Source organism: Streptomyces sp. NPDC005576, from assembly GCF_042871745.1.
GTDB lineage: Bacteria > Actinomycetota > Actinomycetes > Streptomycetales > Streptomycetaceae > Streptomyces.
The window spans coordinates 43,961-67,959 of the sequence record NZ_JBIAJC010000006.1; the positions used below are offsets into that span (position 1 = coordinate 43,961).

Annotated in this window: 21 protein-coding genes; 15 read left to right on the plus strand and 6 right to left on the minus strand. The window is 73.1% G+C overall.

Annotated elements, in window-relative coordinates:
* Positions 1 to 47: 47 nt before the first annotated feature.
* The 13 genes from ACFYPN_RS12195 (at position 48) to ACFYPN_RS12255 (ending at position 12,140) form a co-directional block, all read left to right on the plus strand.
* Entirely contained in the window at positions 48 to 1,112 is a 1,065-nt protein-coding gene (locus ACFYPN_RS12195; protein WP_389297972.1) for a biotin/lipoate A/B protein ligase family protein, read from the plus strand.
* Between the two features lie 122 nt (positions 1,113 to 1,234).
* Positions 1,235 to 1,633, plus strand: coding sequence for a helix-turn-helix transcriptional regulator (locus ACFYPN_RS12200; RefSeq protein WP_358763103.1), 399 nt, complete (start codon positions 1,235 to 1,237; stop codon positions 1,631 to 1,633).
* Between the two features lie 387 nt (positions 1,634 to 2,020).
* The gene (gene modA / locus ACFYPN_RS12205; RefSeq protein WP_389297974.1) at positions 2,021 to 2,881 is read left to right on the plus strand and encodes a molybdate ABC transporter substrate-binding protein; all 861 of its coding nucleotides are present in this window, start codon (positions 2,021 to 2,023) and stop codon (positions 2,879 to 2,881) included.
* Positions 2,878 to 3,780 (plus strand): molybdate ABC transporter permease subunit, encoded by a 903-nt coding sequence (modB, locus tag ACFYPN_RS12210; RefSeq protein ID WP_389297976.1) that lies wholly within the window; start codon positions 2,878 to 2,880, stop codon positions 3,778 to 3,780. The genes modA and modB overlap by 4 nt, the downstream gene beginning before the upstream one ends.
* Positions 3,777 to 4,874 (plus strand): ABC transporter ATP-binding protein, encoded by a 1,098-nt coding sequence (locus ACFYPN_RS12215; RefSeq protein WP_389297978.1) that lies wholly within the window; start codon positions 3,777 to 3,779, stop codon positions 4,872 to 4,874. The genes modB and ACFYPN_RS12215 overlap by 4 nt, the downstream gene beginning before the upstream one ends.
* Before the next feature lie 306 nt (positions 4,875 to 5,180).
* Positions 5,181 to 5,693 (plus strand): toxin-antitoxin system HicB family antitoxin, encoded by a 513-nt coding sequence (locus ACFYPN_RS12220; protein WP_358763107.1) that lies wholly within the window; start codon positions 5,181 to 5,183, stop codon positions 5,691 to 5,693.
* A 160-nt stretch (positions 5,694 to 5,853) separates the two neighbouring features.
* Positions 5,854 to 6,705 carry a DUF4097 domain-containing protein gene (locus ACFYPN_RS12225; RefSeq protein ID WP_389297980.1) on the plus strand — a complete coding sequence of 284 codons (852 nt, stop codon included), beginning with the start codon at positions 5,854 to 5,856 and terminating at the stop codon, positions 6,703 to 6,705.
* A gap of 83 nt (positions 6,706 to 6,788) precedes the next feature.
* Positions 6,789 to 7,847 carry an ATP-binding cassette domain-containing protein gene (locus ACFYPN_RS12230; RefSeq protein WP_389297982.1) on the plus strand — a complete coding sequence of 353 codons (1,059 nt, stop codon included), beginning with the start codon at positions 6,789 to 6,791 and terminating at the stop codon, positions 7,845 to 7,847.
* Entirely contained in the window at positions 7,844 to 8,635 is a 792-nt protein-coding gene (locus tag ACFYPN_RS12235; RefSeq protein ID WP_389297984.1) for an ABC transporter permease, read from the plus strand. The genes ACFYPN_RS12230 and ACFYPN_RS12235 overlap by 4 nt, the downstream gene beginning before the upstream one ends.
* A gap of 98 nt (positions 8,636 to 8,733) precedes the next feature.
* Positions 8,734 to 9,828 (plus strand): NAD-dependent epimerase/dehydratase family protein, encoded by a 1,095-nt coding sequence (locus ACFYPN_RS12240; protein WP_358763111.1) that lies wholly within the window; start codon positions 8,734 to 8,736, stop codon positions 9,826 to 9,828.
* Between the two features lie 115 nt (positions 9,829 to 9,943).
* Positions 9,944 to 10,684, plus strand: coding sequence for a glycosyltransferase family 2 protein (locus ACFYPN_RS12245; RefSeq protein WP_358763112.1), 741 nt, complete (start codon positions 9,944 to 9,946; stop codon positions 10,682 to 10,684).
* Complete coding sequence (locus ACFYPN_RS12250) at positions 10,681 to 11,331, plus strand: DUF2064 domain-containing protein (RefSeq protein ID WP_358763113.1); 651 nt, start codon at positions 10,681 to 10,683, stop codon at positions 11,329 to 11,331. The genes ACFYPN_RS12245 and ACFYPN_RS12250 overlap by 4 nt, the downstream gene beginning before the upstream one ends.
* The gene (locus ACFYPN_RS12255) at positions 11,328 to 12,140 is read left to right on the plus strand and encodes a methyltransferase domain-containing protein (RefSeq protein WP_358763114.1); all 813 of its coding nucleotides are present in this window, start codon (positions 11,328 to 11,330) and stop codon (positions 12,138 to 12,140) included. The genes ACFYPN_RS12250 and ACFYPN_RS12255 overlap by 4 nt, the downstream gene beginning before the upstream one ends.
* Positions 12,141 to 12,585: 445 nt before the next feature.
* Here ACFYPN_RS12255 and ACFYPN_RS12260 read toward each other — a convergent pair whose 3' ends face one another.
* On the minus strand, positions 12,586 to 13,836 hold the full coding sequence (locus ACFYPN_RS12260) for a molybdopterin-dependent oxidoreductase (protein WP_358763115.1): 1,251 nt from the start codon (positions 13,834 to 13,836) through the stop codon (positions 12,586 to 12,588).
* Positions 13,837 to 13,989: 153 nt separating this feature from the next.
* Between ACFYPN_RS12260 and ACFYPN_RS12265 the strand changes: the two genes are divergently transcribed.
* Positions 13,990 to 15,399: a hypothetical protein gene (locus ACFYPN_RS12265; RefSeq protein ID WP_389297988.1), complete on the plus strand. Its 1,410-nt coding sequence runs from the start codon at positions 13,990 to 13,992 to the stop codon at positions 15,397 to 15,399.
* Between the two features lie 45 nt (positions 15,400 to 15,444).
* On the opposite strand, the gene ACFYPN_RS12270 is transcribed toward ACFYPN_RS12265, so the two are convergent.
* The 4 genes from ACFYPN_RS12270 to ACFYPN_RS12285 all read right to left on the minus strand — a co-directional run bounded on the left by ACFYPN_RS12270 (position 15,445) and on the right by ACFYPN_RS12285 (position 21,854).
* A complete protein-coding gene (locus ACFYPN_RS12270; protein WP_358763116.1) occupies positions 15,445 to 16,473 on the minus strand; it encodes an LLM class flavin-dependent oxidoreductase in 1,029 nt (342 codons plus the stop codon).
* A gap of 206 nt (positions 16,474 to 16,679) precedes the next feature.
* Positions 16,680 to 18,902: an NADP-dependent isocitrate dehydrogenase gene (locus ACFYPN_RS12275; protein ID WP_358756491.1), complete on the minus strand. Its 2,223-nt coding sequence runs from the start codon at positions 18,900 to 18,902 to the stop codon at positions 16,680 to 16,682.
* Between the two features lie 216 nt (positions 18,903 to 19,118).
* Positions 19,119 to 20,120: a TIGR03842 family LLM class F420-dependent oxidoreductase gene (locus ACFYPN_RS12280; protein ID WP_358756489.1), complete on the minus strand. Its 1,002-nt coding sequence runs from the start codon at positions 20,118 to 20,120 to the stop codon at positions 19,119 to 19,121.
* Positions 20,121 to 20,531: 411 nt separating this feature from the next.
* Positions 20,532 to 21,854, minus strand: coding sequence for a hypothetical protein (locus ACFYPN_RS12285; protein WP_358756487.1), 1,323 nt, complete (start codon positions 21,852 to 21,854; stop codon positions 20,532 to 20,534).
* Between the two features lie 442 nt (positions 21,855 to 22,296).
* Here ACFYPN_RS12285 and ACFYPN_RS12290 point away from each other — a divergent pair, with 442 nt between their 5' ends.
* Positions 22,297 to 23,286, plus strand: coding sequence for a helix-turn-helix domain-containing protein (locus ACFYPN_RS12290; protein WP_358756485.1), 990 nt, complete (start codon positions 22,297 to 22,299; stop codon positions 23,284 to 23,286).
* Positions 23,287 to 23,362: 76 nt separating this feature from the next.
* On the opposite strand, the gene leuD is transcribed toward ACFYPN_RS12290, so the two are convergent.
* On the minus strand, positions 23,363 to 23,971 hold the full coding sequence (gene leuD, locus ACFYPN_RS12295) for a 3-isopropylmalate dehydratase small subunit (protein ID WP_358756483.1): 609 nt from the start codon (positions 23,969 to 23,971) through the stop codon (positions 23,363 to 23,365).
* Positions 23,972 to 23,999 lie beyond the last annotated feature (28 nt).

Here is a 23,999-nt window from a genome sequence, read left to right on the forward strand (position 1 = left end):
GAGCAACAGGCTCGAGCAGCACATCGCGCAGTGAGGGGAACAAGACCGTGCATGGTGAGTACAAGGTCCCCGGCGGCAAGCTGGTCGTCGTGGACCTGGACGTCGAAGCGGGCGCCCTGCGCAACGTGAGGGTCGCCGGGGACTTCTTCCTGGAGCCCGACGAGGCCATCACAGCCGTGGACGCGGCGCTGGAAGGAGCACCCGCCGACACCGAGGCCGCCGGGCTGGCCGCCCGCGTGGAGGCGGCGCTGCCCGAGGGCACGGTGATGTACGGGATCACCACCGAGGGCATCGCGGTGGCGGTGCGGCGGGCGCTGGCCCACGCCACGGACTGGACCGACTACGACTGGCAGTTCATCCACGAGGGTCCCCAGTCCCCCGAGCTCCACATGGCGCTGGACGAGGTACTCACCGAGGAGGTCGCCGCCGGCCGTCGTGCCCCGACGCTCCGCGTCTGGGAGTGGGGCGCCCCGGCGGTCATCATCGGCAGCTTCCAGTCGCTGCGGAACGAGGTGGACCCCCAGGGCGCGGCCCGCCACGGTGTACGGGTGGTGCGCCGGATCTCCGGAGGCGGCGCCATGTTCGTGGAGGCGGGGAACACGATCACGTACTCCCTCTCCGTCCCGGCCTCCCTCGTCTCCGGGCTCTCCTTCGCGGACTCGTACGCCTATCTGGACGACTGGGTCCTGGCGGCCCTCGGCGACATGGGCATCAAAGCCTGGTACCAGCCCCTCAACGACATCGCGACCGAGGTCGGGAAGATCGCGGGCGCCGCCCAGAAGCGGGTCACCGGCCCGAAGGGCGGCCCAGGAGCGGTCCTGCACCACGTCACCATGAGCTACGACATCGACGCCGACAAGATGCTCGAAGTCCTCCGCATCGGCAAGGAGAAGATGTCCGACAAGGGCACCAAGTCGGCCAAGAAGCGGGTCGATCCGCTCCGGCGCCAGACCGGGCTGCCGCGTGAGACGGTCATCGAGCGCATGGTCGACTCCTTCCGCAACCGCTACGGGCTCACCGACGGCCGCGTCACGGCCGAGGAGCTCGCACGCGCGGAGGAACTGGCCGCCACCAAGTACAGCGGCGACGAGTGGACCGCCCGCGTGCCGTAACCCCTGTGCCGCGCGCGTGCCACAGCCCCTGTGACGTCCGCGTGCCGCCGAGCCCCCGGGACCTGCGGCGGCGCGCCGTCCGCGCTTGCGTGGGCGAGCGGCGGCGACCTACCGTGACGCGCATGCAGTCCTACACGATCGGCCAAGCGGCCCGCCTGCTGGGCGTGAGCCCGGACACCGCACGACGGTGGGCCGACGCCGGCCGGGTGGCCACGCACCGCGACAAGAGTGGGCGCCGGCTCATCGACGGCGGGGATCTGGCGGCCTTCTCCGTCGAGGTCGCCGGGAGCACGGGCGGGGGCGAGGAGGATGTCCCGTACACCTCCGTCCGCAACGCCTTCGCGGGCATCGTCACGGCGGTGAAGCTCGGTGATGTCGCCGCGCAGGTCGAGATCCAGGCCGGGCCCCATCGGCTGGTCTCGCTGCTGACGCGCGAGGCGGTGGAGGAACTGGGCCTGGAGGTCGGCATGGAGGCCACCGCCCGCGTGAAGTCGACCAACGTGCACATCGACCGCGTCTGACGGAGCCGCGTCTGACCTGCCCGCGTCTGACCTGCCCGCCGAACGATCCGCAACGGCACACGGCACTTCTGGAACACTGCCGGAACAAGCGCCCCCTGGACCACACGGTTCCGGGGGTCGACGCGTGCCCCGAAACGGTCGGCCGTCCCCGGGAAAGCCGAAACCGCATATGCGCCACTCGGAGCATCAGCAAAGCGGCTGTTGCCAAGCAATAGGGGTCTTCACCCTGGCATCTGCGTGCCGGTATGATCGGTCCCGGCACCCGCGGCCGTCCCCACTACCGGCGCGCTCCCGGCCCGCCGCGCCGCCGAACCACGACGGCCGCCGGCGGACCACCGCGGAGCAGTCGCCCGGCCGCTCCGCAGGACCAGAGGGAGCAGACCCGTGATGACCCGTTCCGCGCCCCGGACCCGTAGGACCCTGCAGTGGACGGGTGCGGGAGTCGCCGCGCTGCTGGCGCTGGGCGCCTGCTCCTCGTCGGGGGATTCCTCCTCCGACGACTCCTCGTCCGGTTCCGCCTCCCCCTCGACCGGCGCCTCGGTTTCCGCGTCCGCCGACACGGCGCCGAAGCTCTCCGGCACGGTGACCGTGTTCGCCGCCGCGTCGCTCAAGGAGAGTTTCACGACCCTGGGCGCCGAATTCGAGAGGGCCCACCCGGGCACGGAGGTCACCTTCAACTTCGGCGGCAGCGACAGCCTGGCCGCCGGGATCACCGGAGGAGCCCCGGCCGACGTCTTCGCCGCCGCGAGCGCCAAGACGATGGCCCTCGTCACCGACGCGCACGACGCGGTGGGCACACCCGCCACCTTCGTGCGCAACCAGTTGGAGATCGCGACGCTGCCCGGGAACCCCGACCGGGTCGCCACACTCCGGGACCTCGACGACTCCGGCCTGAAGGTGGTGCTCTGCGACAGGACGGTGCCCTGCGGTGCCGCCGCGCAGAAGGCGCTGGACGCCGCCGGGCTCACGCTCACTCCCGTCAGTTACGAGCAGGACGTGAAGAGCGCCCTCACCAAGGTGGAGCTCAAGGAGGCCGACGCGGCCGTGGTCTACAAGACCGATGTGAAGGCCGCGGGTGACAAGGTGGAGGGTGTGGAGTTCCCCGAGTCCGCCGACGCCGTCAACGACTACCCGATCGCGCTGCTGAAGGACGCCCCGAACGCCGGAGCGGCGAAGGCGTTCATCGAGCTGGTGCGGTCCGCCGAGGGCCTGCGGGTGCTGACCGGGGCGGGGTTCCTCAAGCCGTGAAGCCACCCGCCGCGTCCGACGCCGTGACGGGCCCTCCGGTGGGCCGGTCACGGCTCCGCCGCGCTCCGGGCGGCCCGAGGAAGGCGGGCGGCAGCGGGGAGGCGCGCGATCGCGCGGGCCGGCGCGGGGTTCCGCTGCCGCTGCTGCTGCCGGCCCTGCTCGGCCTGGTGTTCCTGCTGCTGCCGATGGTCGCCCTGCTCGTACGGGCCCCGTGGCGGAACATGCCGGAACTGCTGTCCAGTACGGAGGTGTGGCAGGCGCTCCGGCTCTCCCTGGTCTCGGCCACCGCCGCCACCGCGGTGAGCCTGGTTCTGGGCGTGCCGCTCGCCTGGGTGCTGGCGCGCACCGACTTCCCGGGGCGCGGTCTCGTACGGGCGCTGGTGACGCTGCCGTTGGTCCTGCCGCCGGTCGTGGGCGGCGTGGCGCTGCTGCTGGCGCTCGGCCGCAACGGGGTGGTGGGGCAGTGGCTGGACTCCTGGTTCGGCGTCACCCTGCCGTTCACCACGGCGGGGGTGATCGTGGCGGAGGCGTTCGTGGCCATGCCCTTCCTCGTCATCAGCGTGGAGGGCACGCTGCGCGCCGCCGACCCGCGGTACGAGGAGGCGGCCACCACCCTGGGCGCCTCCCGCTTCACGGCGTTCCGGCGGGTCACGCTGCCACTGATCGCCCCGGGCATCGCGGCCGGTGCCGTGCTGGCCTGGGCCCGCGCACTGGGCGAGTTCGGCGCGACGATCACCTTCGCGGGCAACTTCCCGGGCCGTACGCAGACCATGCCGCTGGCCGTCTACCTCGCCCTGCAGAGCGATCCGGAGGCCGCCATCGCCCTGAGTCTGGTGCTGTTGGCGGTGTCGATCGCGGTACTTGCCGGGCTGCGGGACCGCTGGATGAGGGCGTCATGAGGAGCACGCCCGCCACCACCTCCCCTTCCTCCCCTTCCGCCCCGCCCTCCTCCGCCGAAGGGCTCGATGCCCGGCTCGTCGTGGACCGGGGCGCCTTCCGCCTCGACGTGACGCTGGGCGTCCGGCCGGGCGAGGTCGTCGCCCTGCTGGGGCCGAACGGCGCCGGGAAGACCACGGCGCTGCGCGCGCTCGCGGGCCTCGCTCCGCTCAGCGAGGGACATCTACGCCTGGACGGGGTCGAGTTGACCGGCTCCCCGCCGGAGGCGCGTCCGGTCGGGGTGGTCTTCCAGGACTATCTGCTCTTCCCGCACCTGTCGGCGCTGGACAACGTGGCCTTCGGGCCGCGCTGCCAAGGTGTACGCAAGTCCGAGGCACGGCTCCAGGCCGCCGCGTGGCTGGAGCGCATGGGGCTCACCGACCGGGCCGGTGCGAAACCACGCGGGCTCTCCGGCGGACAGGCCCAACGTGTCGCGCTCGCACGCGCGTTGGCGACCCGCCCCCGGCTGTTGCTGCTCGACGAGCCGCTGGCCGCGCTCGACGCCCGTACCCGCCTCGACGTGCGCTCCCAACTCCGGCGCCATCTGGCCGAGTTCGAGGCGGTCGCAGTGCTGGTCACGCACGATCCGCTGGACGCGATGGTGCTCGCCGACCGGCTGGTCGTGATCGAGCACGGCCGGGTCGTCCAGGAGGGCGCACCGCCGGACATCGCCCGCCGTCCGCGTACCGACTACATCGCCCAGCTCGTGGGTCTCAACCTCTACCGGGGGCAGGCCGAGGGCCACACCGTCCGGCTCGACACCGGGCCGGCGATCACCACCACCGAGGACCTGACCGGACCGGTGTTCGTCGCCTTCCCCCCCAACGCCGTCACCCTGCACCGCGACCGCCCCACCGGCTCCAGCGCCCGCAACCTCTGGCGGTGCGAGGTCGAGGGCCTGGAGACGCACGGCGACCAGATCCGGGCGGACCTCGCGGGCGAACTCCCCCTCGCCGCCGACCTCACCACGGTCGCCGCCGCCGAACTCGACCTGCACCCGGGGGCCACGGTCTGGGCCACGGTCAAGGCCGCACAGACCCATGCGTATCCGGCCTGAGGGTCGCCGGACGCACCTCCCGACGGCCGACCCCAGCACCCGCTCCGGCTCCGGCTCTGAGCCGAGCCGCCTGGTACCGAGTACCGATGGGCGTGAGGTGGCACCACTTCGATGCCGTGTGACACCACATGGCACCACGTGGTGCCACACGGGACTGCACACCTCATCCGAAACCCGAACCCGACCGGGTCACCGCGCACCCATTTCCCTCGATCCAGGCAGGTCAGAGCGGTGTAGCCATGCGGTTTCACCCTCATGGCATCAGCATGCTTGCGCGTGGCACCACTATGGTGCCATTATGGCGTCATGGACCTCACCCCGTATGTCGACACCCTCCGCCGCGAGCTCGCGGTGGCTGCCGAGGCCGGCGGCGACGAAGCCCGCGAGCTGGCCGAGAGGCTCACCGCTCCCCTGGAGTCGGCGACCCGCCTGACCCTGCTCAACGTCCTCTCCGCCGCGATGGACGAGGTCACCCGCGAACTCGCCCCGGGCTCGGTCGACGTACGGCTGCGGGGTCTCGACCCCGACTTCGTGGTGACACGACCGCCCACCGACGTCCCCGCGGAGCCGACCGCACCCGTCGAGCAGACCTCCGCGCAGGCACCGGCCGAAGGCGACGAGGGCGGCACCGCCCGCGTCAACCTGCGCCTGCCGGCCCACCTCAAGACGCGCGCCGAGGAGGCCGCGACCCGCGAGGGCCTGTCGGTCAACGCGTGGCTCGTACGGGCCGTGTCGAGTGCCGTCGACGACGGCAGCCGGCCGCGTACGACGGCGAAGGCCCAGGCGCTCGGACAGAGCTTCACCGGCTGGGTCCGCTGAGCACCGCCCGCGCCACCGCGTCACCTCGCCCCTGATCGCGTCCCTTCCCACCCGCAGGGACGACCCCGGGCCCCCGGGCCCCCGGGCCCCAAGACACCCAGGCCCCAGACACAGACACAGACACAGACACAGACACCAGACCCCAGAGGACGGGACAGCCATGCCTTCTTTCGACACCCCTGAAGCGATCTCGGTCACCGCCCGCGTGGAGGCCGGCTCCATCCAGTTCACGGCGGACCGGCGCCCCGACACCGTCGTCGCGGTGCGCCCCCGCGACCCGAAGCGGGACATGGACGTACGGGCGGCCGACCAGACCGAGGTGACGTACGCGAACGGCGCGCTGACCGTCAGGACGCCCAAGTCCGGCCTGTTCGGCCGCACCGGCATCGTCGACGTGACGGTCGACCTGCCGTCGGGCTCACGCGTCGACATGGCCGGCGCCTGGGCCCAGGTACTCGGCGAAGGGCGCCTCGGCGAGGTCCGCGTGAAGACCTCGTCCGGCGACGTACGCCTCGACACCACCGGGCCCCTCCATCTGACCGCCTCCCACGGCTCGATCACCGTGGACCGGATCGAGGGCAAGGCCGAGATCACCACCAGCTCCGGGAGCCTCCGCGTCGGCATCATCGACGGGCCGGCCGTGCTGAAGAACTCGCACGGCACCACGACCGTCCGCGCCGCGACCGGCGAACTGCGGGTGAGCGGCGCCCACGGCGACATCGAGATCCTCCGCGCCGAGGACTCGGTCATCGCCACCACTGCCTACGGCACCCTGCGTGTGGGCGAAGTGACCCGTGGCACGGCGCAGTTGGAGACGAACTACGGGGCCATCGAGATCGGCGTCCGTGAGGGTTCGGCCGCCTGGCTCGACGCGAGTTCAGGCTCCGGCCAGGTGCGTAACGCGCTCACCGCGTCCGAGGCTCCGGCCGACCCCGACAGCACCGACAACATCGTCAAGGTCCGCGCCCGCACCCGGCACGGCAACATCGACGTCCGCCGCGCCACGGCCTGACCGCGTGAAGGGCCGGCGTCGGCCCTTCCACCTCCCGCACCTCCTCCTCCTCCGACCGGGAGATCTTCATGCATGTCAATGTCATGTCCACATCCAAGCAGGGCGACGGCCGCCCGTCCCCGGCCGCCGTCTCCGCCGTCGGTCTCCGTAAGTCCTACGGCGACAAGACGGTCCTCGGCGGCATCGACCTGCGCATCCCGGCCGGGTCCGTGTTCGCGCTCCTCGGTCCGAACGGCGCCGGCAAGACCACCGTCGTCAAGATCCTCTCCACCCTCGTCACCGCCGATGCGGGACGGGCCCAGGTGGCGGGCCACGACGTCGCCGCCGCCCCGCAGGCGGTACGGGCCGCGATCGGGGTCACCGGACAGTTCTCCGCGGTGGACGGGCTGATCACCGGCGAGGAGAACATGCTCCTCATGGCCGACCTCCACCACCTCTCCAAGGCGGAGGGACGGCGGGTGGCCGCCGAACTGCTGGCACGGTTCGACCTCACCGAGGCGGCGAAGAAGCCCGCCTCCACCTACTCCGGCGGCATGAAACGCCGCCTCGACATCGCCATGACCCTGGTCGGCAGCCCCCGGATCATCTTCCTCGACGAACCCACCACCGGGCTCGACCCCCGCTCCCGCCGCACCATGTGGGGCATCATCCGCGAACTCGTCACCGGCGGCACCACCGTCCTCCTCACCACCCAGTACCTCGACGAGGCCGACGCACTCGCCGACCGCATCGCCGTCCTCCACGACGGGAAGATCGCCGCGGAAGGCACCGCCGACGAACTCAAACGCCTCGTCCCCGGCGGACACGTACGCCTCGCCTTCACCGACCCCGACCACTACCGCGAAGCCGCCACCGCCCTCCCCGACGCCTCCCGCGACGACGACACACTCACCCTCCAGATCCTCAGCGACGGCAGCCAGCGAGAACTCCGCACCATCCTCGACCGCCTCGACACCGCCGGCGTCGAAGCCGACCGGCTCACCGTCCACACCCCCGACCTCGACGACGTCTTCTTCGCCCTCACCGGCGGCGACACCGTGCCGAACCAGCAGACCCCGCAGGCCCGGCAGATCTCCCAGGCCCAGCAGACCCAACAGTCCCCGCAGACCCCGCAGACCCAGCCCGAGGAGGGCGTCCGATGAGTTCCCTCTCCCTCGCCGTGCGCGACTCGTCCACGATGCTGCGCCGCAACCTGCTGCACGTCAGGCGCTACCCGTCCCTGACGCTGAACCTGCTGCTCACGCCGGTGATGCTGCTACTGCTCTTCGTCTACATCTTCGGCGACACCATGAGCGCGGGCATGGGAGGCGGCGGGGCGCACCGGTCCGACTATGTGGCGTACCTCGTCCCCGGCATCCTGATGCTGACCATCGGCGGAACCACCATCGGCAGCGCCGTCTCCGTCTCCATGGACATGACCGAGGGCATCATCGCCCGCTTCCGCACCATGGCGATCCACCGGGGATCGGTCCTCGTCGGACACGTCATCGGCAGCGTGCTGCGGTGCGTGATGAGCGTGGTCCTCGTCGCCGCCGTCGCGGTGGCCATCGGTTTCAGGTCCACGGACGCCACCGTCCTGGAATGGGTGCTCGCCGTGGGGCTGCTGGCGCTCGTCTCCCTGGCACTCACCTGGATCGCGGTCGGGATGGGCCTGTCCAGCCCGAACGTCGAGGCGGCCGGCAACAACGCGATGCCGCTGATGATCCTGCCACTCCTCTCCAGCGCCTTCGTCCCGCTGGACGCGATGCCGGGCTGGTTCCGGCCGGTCGCCCAGTACCAGCCGTTCACCCCGGCCATCGAGACCCTGCGCGGGCTCCTCCTCGGCACCGAGGTCGGCAACAACGGATGGATCGCCGTCACCTGGTGTTTCGGGCTGGCTCTGCTCGGCTACTTCTGGTCCACCTCGCTCTTCAACCGCGACCCGAAGTAGTCCGTACGAGGGATACGGGTGGCGCACCCGACACCCCGTCGGGTGCGCCACCCGTGCCTGTCCGGGGAACGCCCGGGACGCCCCTTAGCGTGGCGGCCATGCGGGTACTCGTCACAGGCGGAGCAGGGTTCATCGGGTCGCACATCACCAGGGCCCTGGTCGCGGCCGGGCACCGGGCGGTGGTGATCGACGCGTTGCTGCCCTCCGCCCATCCTGCGGGAACGGCGCCGGAAGGGCCGTACGAGCGGCTGATCGTCGCGGATGTGCGGGACCCCGTGGCCGTGGCCGACGCACTGGCGGGGGTCGACGCGGTCTGCCACCAGGCGGCGATGGTGGGACTGGGCAAGGACTTCGCCGACGCACCGCTCTACGTCGGCTGCAACGACCTGGGTACGGCGGTACTGCTCGCCGGGATGGCGGCGGCCGGGGTCCGGGATCTGGTGCTGGCCGGGTCGATGGTCGTGTACGGCGAGGGGAGGTACGACTGCCTGCGGCACGGGCCCGTCCGGCCGGGGCCGCGTGCCCGGCGGGATCTGGAGGCGGGCCGTTTCGAGCCCCGCTGTCCGTCCTGCGGTGCGGACCTCGTGCCCGGCCTGGTCCCCGAGGACGCTCCGGCGGACCCCCGGAACGTCTACGCCGCCAGCAAGCTCGCCCAGGAGCACCTCGCCGCCGCGTGGGCGCGGGCGACGGACGGCCGGGCGGTGTCGCTCCGCTACCACAACGTGTACGGGCCGGGGATGCCGCGCGACACCCCGTACGCCGGGGTCGCCTCGCTCTTCCGCTCCGCGCTGGCACGCGGAGAGGCGCCCCGGGTCTTCGAGGACGGTGGGCAGCGACGCGATTTCGTGCACGTGACCGATGTCGCCGCCGCGGCGGTGGCCGCGCTGACCGCCCTGCCGCAGCGGGCCCCAGGGGTCCTCGCCGCGTACAACACCGGCAGCGGGGAGCCGCACACCATCGGGGAGATGGCGACGGCGCTCGCCTCCGCGTACGGCGGGCCGCCGCCCGTCGTCACCGGGGAGTTCCGGCTCGGGGACGTACGCCACGTGACGGCGGACTCCCGGCGGCTGCGCGCGGAACTGGGCTGGCTGCCGCGGGTGGCGTTCGCCGAGGGCATGCGGGAGTTCGCGGCCGCGCCGCAGCGGGGAGGGGCGTCCGCACCCCCGGGCGTCGCCCGTCTCGCGGACGCCTGACGGAGGGACAGATCGGTACGGGCGGCTGGTACGGGAGGGCCACCCGATCGACGTCACCGTTTCGCGTGGCCCATATGCAGTCACATGCCCGATCTGTCTTCATAGGGTGAGCCGGGTGACCGATACCTCGACCACCCCGACCCACGCCCCTTCCACCACTCCGTTCCCCGTCGACGTGGTGCTGCCCTGCCTGGACGAGGCCGCCGCCCTCCCCCGGGTGCTGGCCCGCATCCCCGCGGGCTGGCGCGCGATCGTCGTCGACAACGGTTCGACCGACGGCTCGGCGGAGGTGGCGCGTTCGCTGGGCGCCACCGTGGTGCACGAGCCGCGACGCGGTTTCGGGTCCGCGTGCCATGCGGGACTCGCCGCCGCCGAGGCGGAGTTCGTCTGCTTCTGCGACTGCGACGACTCACTCGACCCGGGCCTGCTGCCCTCGTTCGTCGGGCGGGTCGCCTCGGGCGACTGCGACCTCGTGCTGGGGCGCCGCCGCCCCGAGGGGCGCGGCGCCTGGCCGCTGCACGCCCGGGTCGCCAACGTGGCGCTCGCCGTGATGCTGCGGCGCCGCACGGGACTGCGGCTGCGGGACCTCGGCCCGCTGCGCGCGGGACGCCGGGCGGACCTGCTGGCCCTCGACCTCACCGACCGCCGCAGCGGATACCCGCTCCAGATGGTGGTGCGGGCCTCCGACGCCGGGCTCAGGATCGCCGAGGCCGACGTCCCGTACCGCCCCCGTACCGGCAGGTCCAAGGTCACCGGGACCTGGCGGGGCACCTGGCACGCGGTCCTCGACATGCGGGCGGTGCTGCGGGAACCGCCGCTCGCGCGCACCGCCGCGCGGACGGAGTCCTGTCGATGACCCCCTCCGGCCCCACCACCCTGCTGGTCATCGCGAAGGAACCGGTTCCCGGTCGCGTCAAGACCAGGCTCACCCCGCCGTTCAGCCCCGGGGAGGCGGCGGAACTCGCCGCCGCGTCCCTCTCGGACACCCTGCTGACCGTGCTCTCGCTGCCGGCCGCGCGCCGGGTCCTCGTGCTGGAAGGCGCGCCCGGTCCCTGGCTCCCCGAGGGCTTCGAGGTCGTACCGCAGTGCTCCGGCGGACTGGACGAACGTCTCGCCGGGGCGTTCGGCGGCTGCGACGGCCCGGCGCTCCTCATCGGCATGGACACTCCGCAGCTCGGAGCGCCCCATCTGGCGCCCGCCCTGGCGCCGGACGGGTGGGACCACTGCGACGCCTGGTTCGGCGAGGCGGAGGACGGCGGGTTCTGGGCCCTCGGGCTCGCCTCGCCCGACCCCGGGCTGCTGCGCGGGGTCCCCATGTCCGTACCCGGGACGGGCGCGGTGCAGCGCGCGCGGCTGCTGGACGCCGGGCTGACGGTCCGTGAGCTGCCGCGCCTGCGCGACGTGGACACCGCCGAGGACGCGGTACGGGTCGCCGGCCTCGCGCCGCACGGCCGGTTCGCCGCGACCCTGGGCCGGCTGAACGACAGGGCGGCGGCCCTGTGAGCACCTCCCACACCGCGAGCAACGTCTCCTGGGCCGCCGACCCGTACGCGAACGCCCTCCGCTCCGGCCGCGGACCGCTCTTCCTCCGGCGGACGGACGGCCTGCTGATGCCGCTGGACGTGGAGCGCTGGTGTCTGGGCGCCGACGACGCCGACCTGTCGGCGCTGCGCCGCTGCGAGGGCCCCGTGCTCGACATCGGCTGCGGACCGGGCCGGCTGGTGGCGGCGCTGAGCCGGCGCGGGTACCGGGCGCTCGGCATCGACGTGAGCGAGGCCGCGGTGGCCCGTACCCGCGGTCTCGGCGGGTGGGCCCTGCGGCGGAGTGTGTTCGACCCGCTGCCGGGCGAGGGCCGGTGGGGAACGGTGCTGCTGGCCGACGGCAACATCGGTATCGGCGGCGATCCGTCCGTGCTGCTGGAGCGCGTGGCGGCGCTGCTCGCCCCCGGCGGCCTCCTCATCGTGGAGACCCACCCGCTCGATCTGGACGAACGGTCCGAGGTCCATCTCCATGACGGGAGCACCGACGCGGCCGGCATCTCCGCATCCGCGCACCCCGGACCCCCGCCCGCGCCGTTCCCGTGGGCCCGGCTGGGGACTCCGGCCCTGCTGCGCCACGCCCGTCGGCAGGGCTGGGGGGTGGCCGATCAGTGGGAGTCCGACGGACGGCCCTTCGTCTCGTTGCGCCGCCTCGGCGCGCGGCCGCTCCGGCGGCGGACGGAGAGGACGAACCAGAGCGCGGAGACGGCGAAGAGGACCCCGGTGACGAGGAGCCAGTTGCCGAGGAAGACGTCGACGGAGAGCCCGGTGTAGGGCTCGTACCGTTCGGAGAGCCGCGCGATCAGCGGGAACTGGACCAGCAGGAGCAGCAGGGAGAGAAAGGCCGGTACGCGTACGAAGTCGACCGAGCGGCGCCGGTCACCGCCCGGGCCCGGCCGCGTCCCCAGCGCCACGCGCAGGGCGCGGTCGGCCGTCGAGTACACCGGCAGCAGGACGAGATCGTGCACCACCGCGGCACCGGCGAACCAGAGCAGGATCCGGAGGGTGTCGCCGTGCAGGAGCCGGACCCCGGCGTACCCGGTCAGGGCGAAGCTCGCGGCCAGGAGCAGCAGGTGGAGTGGCCCCTCGCCGTACCGGCGTCGGAAGAGGGCGGGGACGCGCGACCGGGCGCGCGGACCCGCCGCCGCGTTCCCTCCCCCGTCCGTGCTCCCCGCTCCGTCCGTGCTCCCCGCTCCGTCCGTGTCCCGCTCCCGGCCGGTCACAGGGCGCCGAAGGTCAGGGCGCCGACCCACTTGGTGTTCATCACGCCGGGGGCGGCCGGCACGATGACCCGCGCCGGGTAGCCGTGGTCGGCCGACAGGGTCTCGCCGTTGACCTCCAGGGCGAGCAGGGAGCGGCCGTCGCGCACCTGGTTCTCGCGCAGGGCGGCCGCGCGGAAGGAGCCGGCGCGCTGTACGGACTCCACGAGTACGCCGGGGGGCCGGTCCGGGAACCCGGCGATCGCCGCCAGGTCCCGCAACAGCACCCCGCGCCACCACTGGTCGGAGGTGGACCAGCCCTCCACGCAGGCGATGGGGAGCGCCGCACTCCGCTGGTCCATCGCGAGCAATTCGGCCCGGGTGAAGCGGAAGGTGCCGGCAGGGCCGCGTACGGTCAGGCGCCAGGCCGGTCCGGTGTCGGCGGGGCGGATGTGCACGGAGGCGGCGGTCTTGTTGAGCTGGAAGCCGACCGGTCCGGTCCCCGGGTCCTCGACCCCGTGCGGGGTGAGCAGGGCGGTGGGGCGGAGCACGTCGGAGCTGCGGCCGGCCGTGGTGGCGAGGAGGACCAGCGACCCGGCGCCCACCATGGCGAACGCGCCGCGCCGGGAGAGCGTCGGCGGGGCGGGGGCCGGCGCGGCCAGGGAGTCCTGCTCCCCCGCCGGGAGCCCGTGGCGCAGGACCCGTGCCGCCTGCGGGAGTTTGAGCGCGGTGTGGCTGAGGAAGCCGGCGAGGAAGACCCACGCTCCGTAGAAGTGCAGCCGGTAGAAGGACCCCGGGAAGACGTACTCCAGCTGGATGTTGAGGAGCCCGGTGACGAACTGGAACAGCGCGCCGCCGACCAGCAGCACCAGGGAGAGCCGTTCCAGCGCGTGCCCGGCGGAGCGGACCGGCGGAAGCGCGAAGAGCCGGGGGATCACCGACCAGAGTTTGGCGAGGAGCACCGGGACCAGCACGGTGCCGAGGGTGACGTGGACGCCCTGGGTGAGCCGGTAGAGCCAGTGCGGGTCGGTCGGCCAGGCGAACAGGTAGAAGCCGAGCAGTCCTTTGTCCGGTGTCTTGTCGTTGACGGGCGCGAGGTCCGGGTTGTACGCGGCGTACGAGAGGAGCCCGGTGACCGCCACCAGGGTCAGCCCGACGAGGAGGACCACGCCGAGTACGGCCGTGAACCGCGCGCCCCGCAGGGGGCTGCGCCAGAAGTCGGGCCGCGTCGGTCCGGGAAGTGCGAAGAGGCGTCGCGCGAGGTCTCCCATGGTGCGACGGTAGGGCGCGGACCCCGTCCACCCGGGGACGCGCCTGACGGCGTGCGGGCCGGGTCACTCCGTCGAGTGGCCCGAATGCCCGGGAGCGCGTACGGCGGCCCCGTCGGCCGGGGGATACGCCCACCGGAGGCTTAGCGTGCCGGGGTGAGGACCGAGGAGCGCGCCGGACGCGCCGGAGGAACGAGAGCCCCGGGCCGTCCGGGTGCCGTGGACCGTGGCGGACGCCGGGATCTGGCCGCCGCCGCCTGCGGGGCGGTGCTGGTGGCGGTGGCGGTGCTCGTCGGCCGGGCGGTGAACGGCGACGGCGGCCTGTACGCGGGGTGGCCGCCCCTGATCGCGTCGTGGGACCCGCACGTCGGGCCGGGCACACCGGCGGCGCTCGCCCTGGCCGTGCTCGCGGTCGCCCTCGGCCCCCGGGTGGCCGTGACGACGCGGTGGCGCGGGCTGCTCGCCCTGTCCTGGACGGTCTCGGCGGCGTGGATCTTCTCGCTCGCGATGATCGACGGCTGGCGGAGCGGATTCGCCCTCAAGCTGACCAGCCGTCACGAATACCTCGCCGGTGTCGCCGGGTTCCACGACATCGGCGCCGCCCTGCGCACCTTCGAGGACCACATCGTGATGGGCCGGCCGGGCAACTGGCCCACCCATGTGGCCGGGCATCCGCCCGGCGCGACCCTGCCGTTCGTGCTCCTGGACCGGATCGGTCTCGGCGGGGCCGTGTGTGCGGCGGTCTTCTGCGTCGTGGTCGCGGCGACCGCCGCCGCCGCCGCTCTGGTCACCCTGCGGGTGCTCGTCGGCGAGGAGTCCGCGCGCAGGGCGGCGCCGTTCCTCGTCCTCGCACCGGGGGCGATCTGGGCGGGCGTCTCGGCCGATGCCGCGTTCGCGGCGGTCGTCGGCTGGTCGATGGCACTGCTGGCGGTGTCGGCGACCCGCACGACCCGCCTTCCGGGACCGGCGGCGGCCGGGTCCGGCCTGCTCTTCGGACTGGTCTGCTACCTGAGTTACGGGCTTCCGCTGACCGGCCTGCTGCTCGCGACCGTCCTCGTGCTCGCCCGCACCGCCCGCCCGCTGCCCGCCTTCGCCGCCGGATCGCTGGTGGTGCCGGCCCTGTTCACGCTGGCGGGCTTCCACTGGTGGGACGCGTATCCGCTGCTGGTCGAGCGCTACCACCAGGGAGTGGGCGGCAAGCGGCCGTACGGCTACTGGGTCTGGGCCAACCTCGCCGCCGTCACCGTCCCGGCCGGACTGGCCACGGTGGCCGGGCTGCGCAGGTCGGCGGTCGCCGCACCCGGGGCCGTACGGGCGCTGCGGACGGGCCTGCCGCTCGCCGGGGCGCAGCGGCTGGCCGTGCTCACCCTGGTGGCGGGGCTGGCCGTCGTGGCGGCCGACCTGTCGGGGATGAGCAAGGCGGAGACGGAGCGCATCTGGCTGCCCTTCGTCCTCTGGCTGCTGCCCGCCGCCGCCGCGCTGCCCGGCGGCCACCGGCGCGGCTGGCTCGGCGCCCAGGTGGTGCTGGCGCTCCTCGTCAACCACCTGTTGCGGACGAGCTGGTGACGGTCGTCCGTGGGCGGCGCGCCGCACGGACGTCGCCGTACCGTCTCACTCCGCGGGCTTCCATCCCAGGGCCGGTCCGAGGAAGGTCGCCATGTCGTGGAGGATCTGGACGTAGTCCTCGTGCTCGAAGCTGAACGGCAGCGCGAACGCGACCTCGTCCACCTCCTGGAACGCGACGTCGGCCCGGAGGCGTTCGGCGAGCTGCTCCGAGGTGCCGACCAGGTCGGGGGCGAACATCATGCGCGCGGGTCCCTGCGGGGCGGTGGTGCGGGGCGCCCGGCTGCGGGCGTACTCCTCGTACCTGGCGCGTTGCGCGGGGGTGGCTGAGTCGGTGGGGATGACCACGAGCCCCTGGGAGACACGGGCTTCGTCGCCGTCGGGGTGGTGGGCGCGGAAGGTGCGGATGTGCGACAGCTGGATCTCGGCGAAGTCCGGTGATCCGGTGGCTTCTTCCGCCTTCACCACGCTGCTCGTCAGCAGGTTCATGCCGTTCTCGCCCGCCCACCGGGCGGACCGGAGGCTGCCCGCGCCGTACCACATGCGGTCGCCGAGGCCCCGGGAGTGCGGTTCGACGCGGTCGGAGAACACCTCGATGCCCTCGGTGCCGCTGAAGGGGGTGACCCGTTCGCCGCGTACGAGGCCGAGCAGCCGGCGCACCCGGTCGTGGCCGAAGTCCTCGTCGGCCGCCGTGTCCGGGTAGAGCGCGTCCTTGACCCGGTCGAAGTGCATGGGCGGCCCCACGCTGACGCCCGGCTCCAGACGGCCCCCGGAGAGGACGTCCACGGTCGCCAGGTCCTCGGCGAGACGGAGGGGGTTCTCCCAGCCGAGCGGGATGACGGCGGTGCCGAGGTGGATGCGGCTGGTGCGCTGGGTGGCCGCCGCCAGGACGGCGATCGGTGAGGAGATGCCGTACTGGAGGTGGCGGTGCCGCACCCAGGCGCTGTCGAAGCCGAGTCGCTCACCCAGCTCGATGATGCGCAGGGTCGACTCGTGGCCGGGGCGCGGGTCCGCGCCGTCGAAGAGGCCGATCGTGAGGAACCCGAGCTTGCGCAGCGGCTTCGGGGTGGGCGGCACGGGTTCCTCCGTCGTTCGCGGCGGCTCCCGCCGGGCGGTGGAGCCGTGCTCATTCTGGCAGGCGGGGCCGCGCGAAAGGTGGCGGCTGTGTTGCGGGAATGCCGGAAACGCCACCGCCCCGGCCGGGTGTTCCCCGGCCGGGGCGGTGGCGTGGAAGCGCGGGCGGTACGTGCGCTCAGGCGCGCGCACTCACCCGGGCAGCCGGATCAGGCGAGGGTCGCGATCGCCTGGTTGAAGGTCGCCGACGGGCGCATGACGGCGGCGGCCTTCTCCGGGTCGGGCTGGTAGTAGCCGCCGATGTCGACCGGGGAGCCCTGCACCGCGTTCAGCTCGGCGACGATGGTGTCCGCCTGCTCGGTGAGGGTCTTGGCCAGCGGTGCGAACGCCTCGGCGAGCTGGGTGTCGTCGGTCTGCGCGGCCAGCTCCTGCGCCCAGTAGAGCGACAGGAAGAAGTGGCTGCCGCGGTTGTCGATGCCACCGAGCTTGCGGCTCGGGGACTTGTCCTCGTTCAGGAACGTGCCGGTGGCGCGGTCCAGGGTGTCGGCGAGGACCTGGGCGCGGGCGTTGCCGGTGGTCTGCGCGAGGTGCTCGAAGCTGACGGCCAGGGCGAGGAACTCGCCGAGGCTGTCCCAGCGGAGGTAGTCCTCCTTGACGAGCTGCTGGACGTGCTTGGGCGCGGAGCCGCCGGCGCCCGTCTCGAAGAGGCCGCCGCCGTTCATCAGCGGGACCACCGAGAGCATCTTGGCGCTGGTGCCCAGCTCCAGGATCGGGAAGAGGTCCGTGAGGTAGTCGCGCAGGACGTTGCCGGTCACCGAGATGGTGTCCTCGCCGCGGCGGATGCGCTCCAGCGAGAAAGCGGTGGCATCCTCCGGCGACTTGACGGAGATGTCGAGGCCGTCCGTGTCGTGGTCGGCGAGGTAGGTCTTCACCTTGGCGATGAGGTTGGCGTCGTGCGCGCGGGTCTCGTCCAGCCAGAACACGGCCGGGACGCCGGTGGCGCGGGCACGGGTGACGGCCAGCTTGACCCAGTCCTGGATCGGCAGGTCCTTGGTCTGGCACATGCGGAAGATGTCGCCGGCGCCGACGGCCTGCTCCAGGACGACGTCGCCCAACGCGTCGACCACGCGCACGGTGCCGGTGACCGGGATCTCGAAGGTCTTGTCGTGGCTGCCGTACTCCTCGGCCTTCTGCGCCATCAGACCGACGTTCGGCACGGAGCCCATGGTCGACGGGTCGAAGGCGCCGTTGGCGCGGCAGTCGTCGAGGACGACCTGGTAGACGCCGGCGTAGCTGCTGTCGGGCAGTACGGCGAGGGTGTCGGCCTCGTTGCCGTCGGGGCCCCACATGTGGCCGGAGGTGCGGATCATGGCCGGCATGGAGGCGTCGACGATGACGTCGCTGGGGACGTGCAGGTTGGTGATGCCCTTGTCGGAGTCGACCATCGCGAGGGCCGGGCCCTCGGCGAGCTCGGCCTCGAAGGACGCCTTGATCTCGGCGCCGCCCTCGGACAGGGAGTCCAGGCCCTTCAGGATGCCGCCGAGGCCGTCGTTGGGAGTCAGGCCGGCCGCCGCGAGCACGTCGCCGTACTTGGCGAAGGTGTTCGGGAAGAAGGCGCGGACCACGTGGCCGAAGATGATCGGGTCGGAGACCTTCATCATGGTGGCCTTGAGGTGCACCGAGAAGAGGATGCCCTCGGACTTGGCGCGGGCGACCTGCGCGGTGAAGAACTCGCGCAGGGCGGCGACGCGCATGACCGCGGCGTCGACGACCTCGCCGGCCAGGACCGGTACGGAGTCGCGCAGCACGGTGGTGGAGCCGTCGTCGCCGACGAGCTCGATACGGAGCGAGCCGTCCTCGGCGATCACGGCGGACTTCTCGGTGGAGCGGAAGTCGTCGACGCCCATGGTGGCGACGTTGGTCTTCGAATCGGCCGTCCAGGCGCCCATGCGGTGCGGGTGGGCCTTGGCGTAGTTCTTGACCGACGCGGGGGCGCGGCGGTCGGAGTTGCCCTCGCGCAGGACGGGGTTGACCGCGCTGCCCTTGACCTTGTCGTACCGGGCGCGGACGTCCTTGTCCTCGTCGGTCTGCGGGTCGTCCGGGTAGTCCGGGAGGGCGTAGCCCTGCGCCTGGAGCTCGGCCACGGCGGCCTTGAGCTGCGGGATCGAGGCCGAGATGTTCGGCAGCTTGATGATGTTGGCGCCCGGCGTCTTGGCCAGCTCGCCCAGCTCGGCAAGCGCGTCATCGATACGCTGGTCGGCCGTGAGGTGCTCCGGGAAGCTGGCGATGATCCGGCCCGCGAGGGAGATGTCGCGGCGCTCGACCGTGACACCGGCGGTCGAGGCGTAGGCCTCGACGACGGGCAGGAACGAGTACGTCGCCAGGGCAGGGGCCTCGTCGGTGTGCGTATAGATGATGGTCGAGTCAGTCACCGGGTGCTCCGCTCCACGTCTGCAACATTGCTTGACATCAAGATATCTCGTGACCGGTCCGGTCTCCACAAGGGACCCCGTACCTGTGCGCCGAAGCCTTGGCCGACGGCCTGCTCCGGGCGGTCCCGGCCCCGCTGCGTGCCGGGGCCGGGACGTACGCAGGGCCGGTGCGGGGGCCGGTGTGGGAGGCCGGTGCGCGGAGGCCGGTGTGCGGGGTCAGCCGGCGAGGGCCGGGATGACCGTCGACCCGTAGGCGTCGATGGTGGCCTCGCGGGCGTCGTGCATGTTGTAGACGGCGAACTGGTCGACGCCGAGGTCGCGCAGGGCCCGCAGCTTCTCGATGTGCGCTTCGGCGGGGCCGAGCAGGCAGAACCGGTCGACGATCTCGTCCGGTACGAACGCGGTGTCGGGGTTGTCGCTGCGGCCGTGGTGGCTGTAGTCGTACCCGGACCGGCCGGCGATGTACGCGGTGAGGGCCTCGGGCACCAGGCCGGAGTGCTCGCCGTACCGGGAGACCAGGTCGGCGACGTGGTTGCCGACCATGCCGCCGAACCAGCGGCACTGCTCGCGCGCGTGGGCGAGGTCGTCGCCCACGTAGGCCGGGGCGGCGACGCAGATGGTGACGGAGTCCGGGTCGCGGCCCGCCTCCTCGGCCGCGGTCCGCACCGCCTTGATCATGTACTCGGTGAGGAACGGGTCCGCGAGCTGGAGGATGAACCCGTCCGCCTTCTGCCCGGCGAGTGCCAGGGCCTTGGGCCCGTACGCGGCCATCCACACCGGCAGTCTGCCGTCCTTCACCCACGGGATGCGGACCGGCTGCCCGTCGACGGACGCCTCGCGCCCCTCGGCGAGATCGCGGATGACGTCGATGGCTTCGCCGAGCCGGGCGAGGTTGTTGGGCCTGCGGCCCGCGACCCGCATCGCGGAGTCGCCCCGGCCGATGCCGCAAACGGTCCGGTTGCCGTACATGTCGTTCAGCGTGGCGAAGGTGGAGGCGGTGACCTCCCAGGTGCGGGTGCCGGGGTTGGTGACCATCGGGCCGACGATGAGGCGCTCGGTGTGTTCGAGGATGCGGCTGTAGATGACGAACGGCTCCTGCCAGAGCACCGCCGAGTCGAAGGTCCAGCCGTAGCGGAATCCGTTGCGTTCGGCGCGGCGCATCAGGCCGACGACGGACGAGGCGGGCGGGTCGGTCTGGAGGACGAGTCCGAAGTCCATGCTGCTGCTCCCTGGTCCTGTGCGCGAAGGTGGCGCGCGGGGCAGGCTGCCGCAGCCACCCCGGCCCGTGGGCTTCCGCCCCGGGGCGGCGTACGGTGGCCGACCCGCGACGCCCGGCCCACGACGCCCGGCACGACGCCCGGTGGCGCCGGTCCGCCGGACACCGACCGGATGGCGGGTCCGTTCGCACGGGGCAAGACGCCTCCCCCGGCGTCGGGCACTCGGGGCACGCCGCCCACGAGTGACGTTTCTCCGGCGGAATCCTTCCATATCGGACCGTGCCGAACCCTGTACGACGGCGCCTCGGACGCGAGTCGCGGAGCGATGATTCTGGACCGCTTCCGGCACCTTGGGAAGAGGGCCTCGGAGGGGGCGGGTGGTGCAGCCGGGGCCGCACCACCCGCCACGTGCTCAGCAGTTCGGGACGCCGGGGAGCCAGGCGGCGGGGTTGTCGATGTAGATGTTGGAGACGTATCCGCCGTAGTCGGGCAGGTAGGACCAGGCGTCGTTGCTGTATCCGTTCGACTGGACGAGCTGGCCGTGCACCTGGCACTGCACCCGTACCGTCGTGGGGCCGGCGAGCTGGGCGACCCGGGTGGAGGTGCTGGTGGCCTGCTGGCGGATGTTGACGTCCGTGCCCCAGGTCGGGAAGGACTTGGTCGCGGCACCGGCGCCGGTCCACAGGTATTCGACGGTGACGTAGCCGTTGTTGTTCAGGCCGATGTTGGAGAACGTGCCGTCGGCGAGATCGATGCCGGCCGGGTTGAGCACCTTGCGGCCGGATCCGTCCAGGCCGCCGTTGTACCCCTCCAGGTACGCGGCCTGCGCCTCGGGCTTGCCCTGCGGCAGGTCCTTGAAGGACTCACGGGTGGAGGACAGGTTCCAGTAATCGTCATGGGTGTTCCACGGGCCGACGTCCCACACCGGGGCGGTCTCGCAGCGCGCGGGGCCGCAGACCTTGACCGAGTACTGGCCGCTGCCCTGCGGGGAGAGGCCGCGCCGGGACGGCAGGGCCACGAAGTGGTCGTTGGCGACGATCACGTGACCGTTGGCGGTGGTGCCGCCCACCAGTCCCTCGCGGGTCGCGTACACCGTGGCCGTGAGGGACGCGGCGGCCGTGACGGCCCGGGGTCCGTCGGGGTCGAGTTCGGCGCTCAGGGACAGCGCACGGACGCTCGGCGCGGCGCCGTCCGGGGCGGCGACCAGCACGAGGCGGGTCTGCACCCGGGTGACGGCCCGGGGCAGCACGGCGGGGGCGTCCTCACTCGCCTCCCGCCACTCGGTCCACCGGCCCAGCCCGTCCTGCCCGCGCACGTCGACGACCACCTGGGACCCGGCGGGGAGGGAGGCGTCGACGTCCGGGGTGATCCGGTCGACGGCGCGGTCGAGTTGGCGCACGGCCAGGAGGACCGTGCCCTGTCCCCGCGGGGAGCGCGCGGAGGCGGGCCGTACGTGGTGGTCGCGCAGGCGCAGTGTGCCGTCGGCGCGGCTGACGTTGGACTCGTCCCCGGTGGGCGCGGACAGGTCCGCCCGCCAGCTGACGCTCCCGAGCGGGGCGTCCCCGGGGGCGGCGTCGCGGGCCGCCGCCGGACCGGCGGCGAGCGAGAGCGCGGCGACGGCCAGCAGGGAGACGGCGGCGGCGGGCCCGCGGCGGACGAGGGGCGCGGCGGGGCGGGGCTCCGCCGCGCGGCGTACGGAACCGGACAGGGCGGTGGGTCTCTGGTCTCGGCGCACGGTGCGCCTCCTTCTCGGTGGGGCGGCGAAGGACTCGCGGGCGGTGGGGTACGCCCGGAAGGGTGTTGCCGGGAGCGTGGTGACGGGCGGACGGGCACGGACATCAGCACCCGGCGGTCGGCCGGGCCCCGGGCCGGCGCCTCTTCCGGGCCCAGGGCATACCGGTCCGACGCCTGGTGACGACGTGACACCTGAACGCCACGGTGGTGCGGGCGGGGGTGCGGCGCAAGCCATTCGTTCCTGGTCGAAGGAGGCCGTCGCGCCCTTGTCGGCGGGACGGCGCCCCGCTACCTTCCGCCTCTGCCACCAGGGCGGTGACGTGCCGGACGCCACCGCGACCGTTCCATCTGACATGCATGCGTCACATCCGCAATGCGCGTAGAGTTCCGCCGGGCGGGTGCCGCCGAACGCCCGCGATCACCGGGGGTGCGCCGTGCTACGGGTGGAGTTCACGCACCGGGAGCTCACCCGGCTGCGTCTCGCTCCTGACGTGGACCCGCTCTGGGAAACCGCGCTGAGCCTGCATCTGCTCCAGAACCGTCGGGCGCCCCTCGCCTTCGGGCCGTGGCGCCGCGAGGTGACCGCGGCCCTGCGGCGCGCCGGGCTCGCCCCCGCGACCCGCGCGCTCATGCGGCTGTGCCCGGACCGCTCCTACTTCCCGGACTTCCTGACGCCCGGCCGCGGGGACACCGATCTCGACACCGGACTCGACCGACTGCTCACCACCCCCCGGCCCCGCCTGCGCGCGGAACTCACCCGCCTCTACGCGCACACCGGCCACCCCGTCCCCGCAGCCGTACGCCCTCTGGCCGACGGGTGCCCCCGGGCCCTGCGCCACCTCGGCTCCGCGCTGCGCGCCTACCACCGGGTGGCCGTCGAGCCCTACCTCGGGGCGATGCGCGCCCAGGCGACGGCCGACCGGACCGCGCGCGCCGAGGCCGTCCTCACCCACGGAGCGGAGGGCCTCCTCATCGGGTACGACGAGCTGCCCGGATGGCGCTACCGCGACCGCGAGCTGCGCGCCCCCTACCCGCTGGACCGCGAACTGACCTTACGGGGAAGGGCTTTGACTCTGCTCCCGGCATTCTTCTGCGTCCGCTCCCCCATCACCCTCGCCGACCAGGAACTGCCTCCGGTCCTCGTCCACCCGCTCTCCCCCGCGCCCGGCTGGCTCGAACGCCGGCACCACGACGGCGACGCCCCGGCGGCGCAGCTCATCGGCGCCTCCCGCGCCGAGCTGCTGCGGATACTGGACCGCCCGATGACCACGATGGACCTCGCCGCGGCACTCCGGCTCGCGCCGTCGACCGCCAGCAGGCACGCCACCGTGTTGCGGGAGGCGGGACTGCTGCTCTCCCAGCGCCAGGGGGTACGGGTGCTCCACCACCGCACCCGGCTCGGCCGGGCGGTGCTGGAGGGGGGCCTGCGCTGAAGCGTGTTTCCGGGATACGGGCCGGCCCGGCCACCCGCGCGCCCCGCTCGCGCACCGACCTGCGGCCCGACGCCCCCTACGGGGCAGCCGCGGTCCGCGGTACGCGCGGCAGCCAGCCCGGGCGGGTCGCCTCGTACGCTTCGACGGCTTGCCGTCGAAGCAGCGTCTCGGCGATGGCGTCGAGCCCTTCGAGCAGGCGTCGGCGGGCTCGCGGTTCGACCTCGAAGGCCGCCGAGCCACCGGCCCACAGGAGCCGGTTCTCCGTCAGGTCCACGGTCACCGTAAGCCCGCCGTCCGCCTCCTCGGCCAGGTCCATCAGGCCGGTGACGACGGGGGCCGGGAGATCGACCGGCAGCAGGCCGTTGTTGAGCGCGTTGCGCCGGAAGATGTCGCCGAAGCCGGTGGCGACGACGGCCCGGAAGCCACCGTCGCGCAGCGCCCAGACGGCGTGCTCGCGCGAGCTGCCGATCCCGAAGTCGCGTCCTGCCAGCAGCACGGAGGCGTCCGCGTACCGGCGGGAGACGACCACCGGGTCCCCCTGTTCCCGCCAGCGGGCGAACAGCCCGTCCTCGTAACCGGACTTGGTGACCCGCTTGCAGAACTCCGCCGGGAGGATCTGGTCGGTGTCGATGTCGTCGCGCCGGAGCGCGACCGCGGTGCCCCGGTGGCGGGCGAAGGGTTCCATGGGTGGTCTGCGTCCTCTCGGGAGGAAG

Excerpts from the sequence above, each read along its gene's own strand:
- modA (WP_389297974.1), top strand. The coding sequence starts at position 2,021 with ATGACCCGTTCCGCGCCCCGGACCCGTAGGACCCTGCAGTGGACGGGT.
- ACFYPN_RS12280 (WP_358756489.1), bottom strand. The coding sequence starts at position 20,120 with ATGGACTTCGGACTCGTCCTCCAGACCGACCCGCCCGCCTCGTCCGTC.
- ACFYPN_RS12250 (WP_358763113.1), top strand. The coding sequence starts at position 10,681 with ATGACCCCCTCCGGCCCCACCACCCTGCTGGTCATCGCGAAGGAACCG.
- ACFYPN_RS12260 (WP_358763115.1), bottom strand. The coding sequence starts at position 13,836 with ATGGGAGACCTCGCGCGACGCCTCTTCGCACTTCCCGGACCGACGCGG.
- ACFYPN_RS12225 (WP_389297980.1), top strand. The coding sequence starts at position 5,854 with ATGCCTTCTTTCGACACCCCTGAAGCGATCTCGGTCACCGCCCGCGTG.
- ACFYPN_RS12200 (WP_358763103.1), top strand. The coding sequence starts at position 1,235 with ATGCAGTCCTACACGATCGGCCAAGCGGCCCGCCTGCTGGGCGTGAGC.
- leuD (WP_358756483.1), bottom strand. The coding sequence starts at position 23,971 with ATGGAACCCTTCGCCCGCCACCGGGGCACCGCGGTCGCGCTCCGGCGC.
- ACFYPN_RS12240 (WP_358763111.1), top strand. The coding sequence starts at position 8,734 with ATGCGGGTACTCGTCACAGGCGGAGCAGGGTTCATCGGGTCGCACATC.
- ACFYPN_RS12235 (WP_389297984.1), top strand. The coding sequence starts at position 7,844 with ATGAGTTCCCTCTCCCTCGCCGTGCGCGACTCGTCCACGATGCTGCGC.
- ACFYPN_RS12230 (WP_389297982.1), top strand. The coding sequence starts at position 6,789 with ATGTCCACATCCAAGCAGGGCGACGGCCGCCCGTCCCCGGCCGCCGTC.
- ACFYPN_RS12215 (WP_389297978.1), top strand. The coding sequence starts at position 3,777 with ATGAGGAGCACGCCCGCCACCACCTCCCCTTCCTCCCCTTCCGCCCCG.
- ACFYPN_RS12220 (WP_358763107.1), top strand. The coding sequence starts at position 5,181 with ATGGACCTCACCCCGTATGTCGACACCCTCCGCCGCGAGCTCGCGGTG.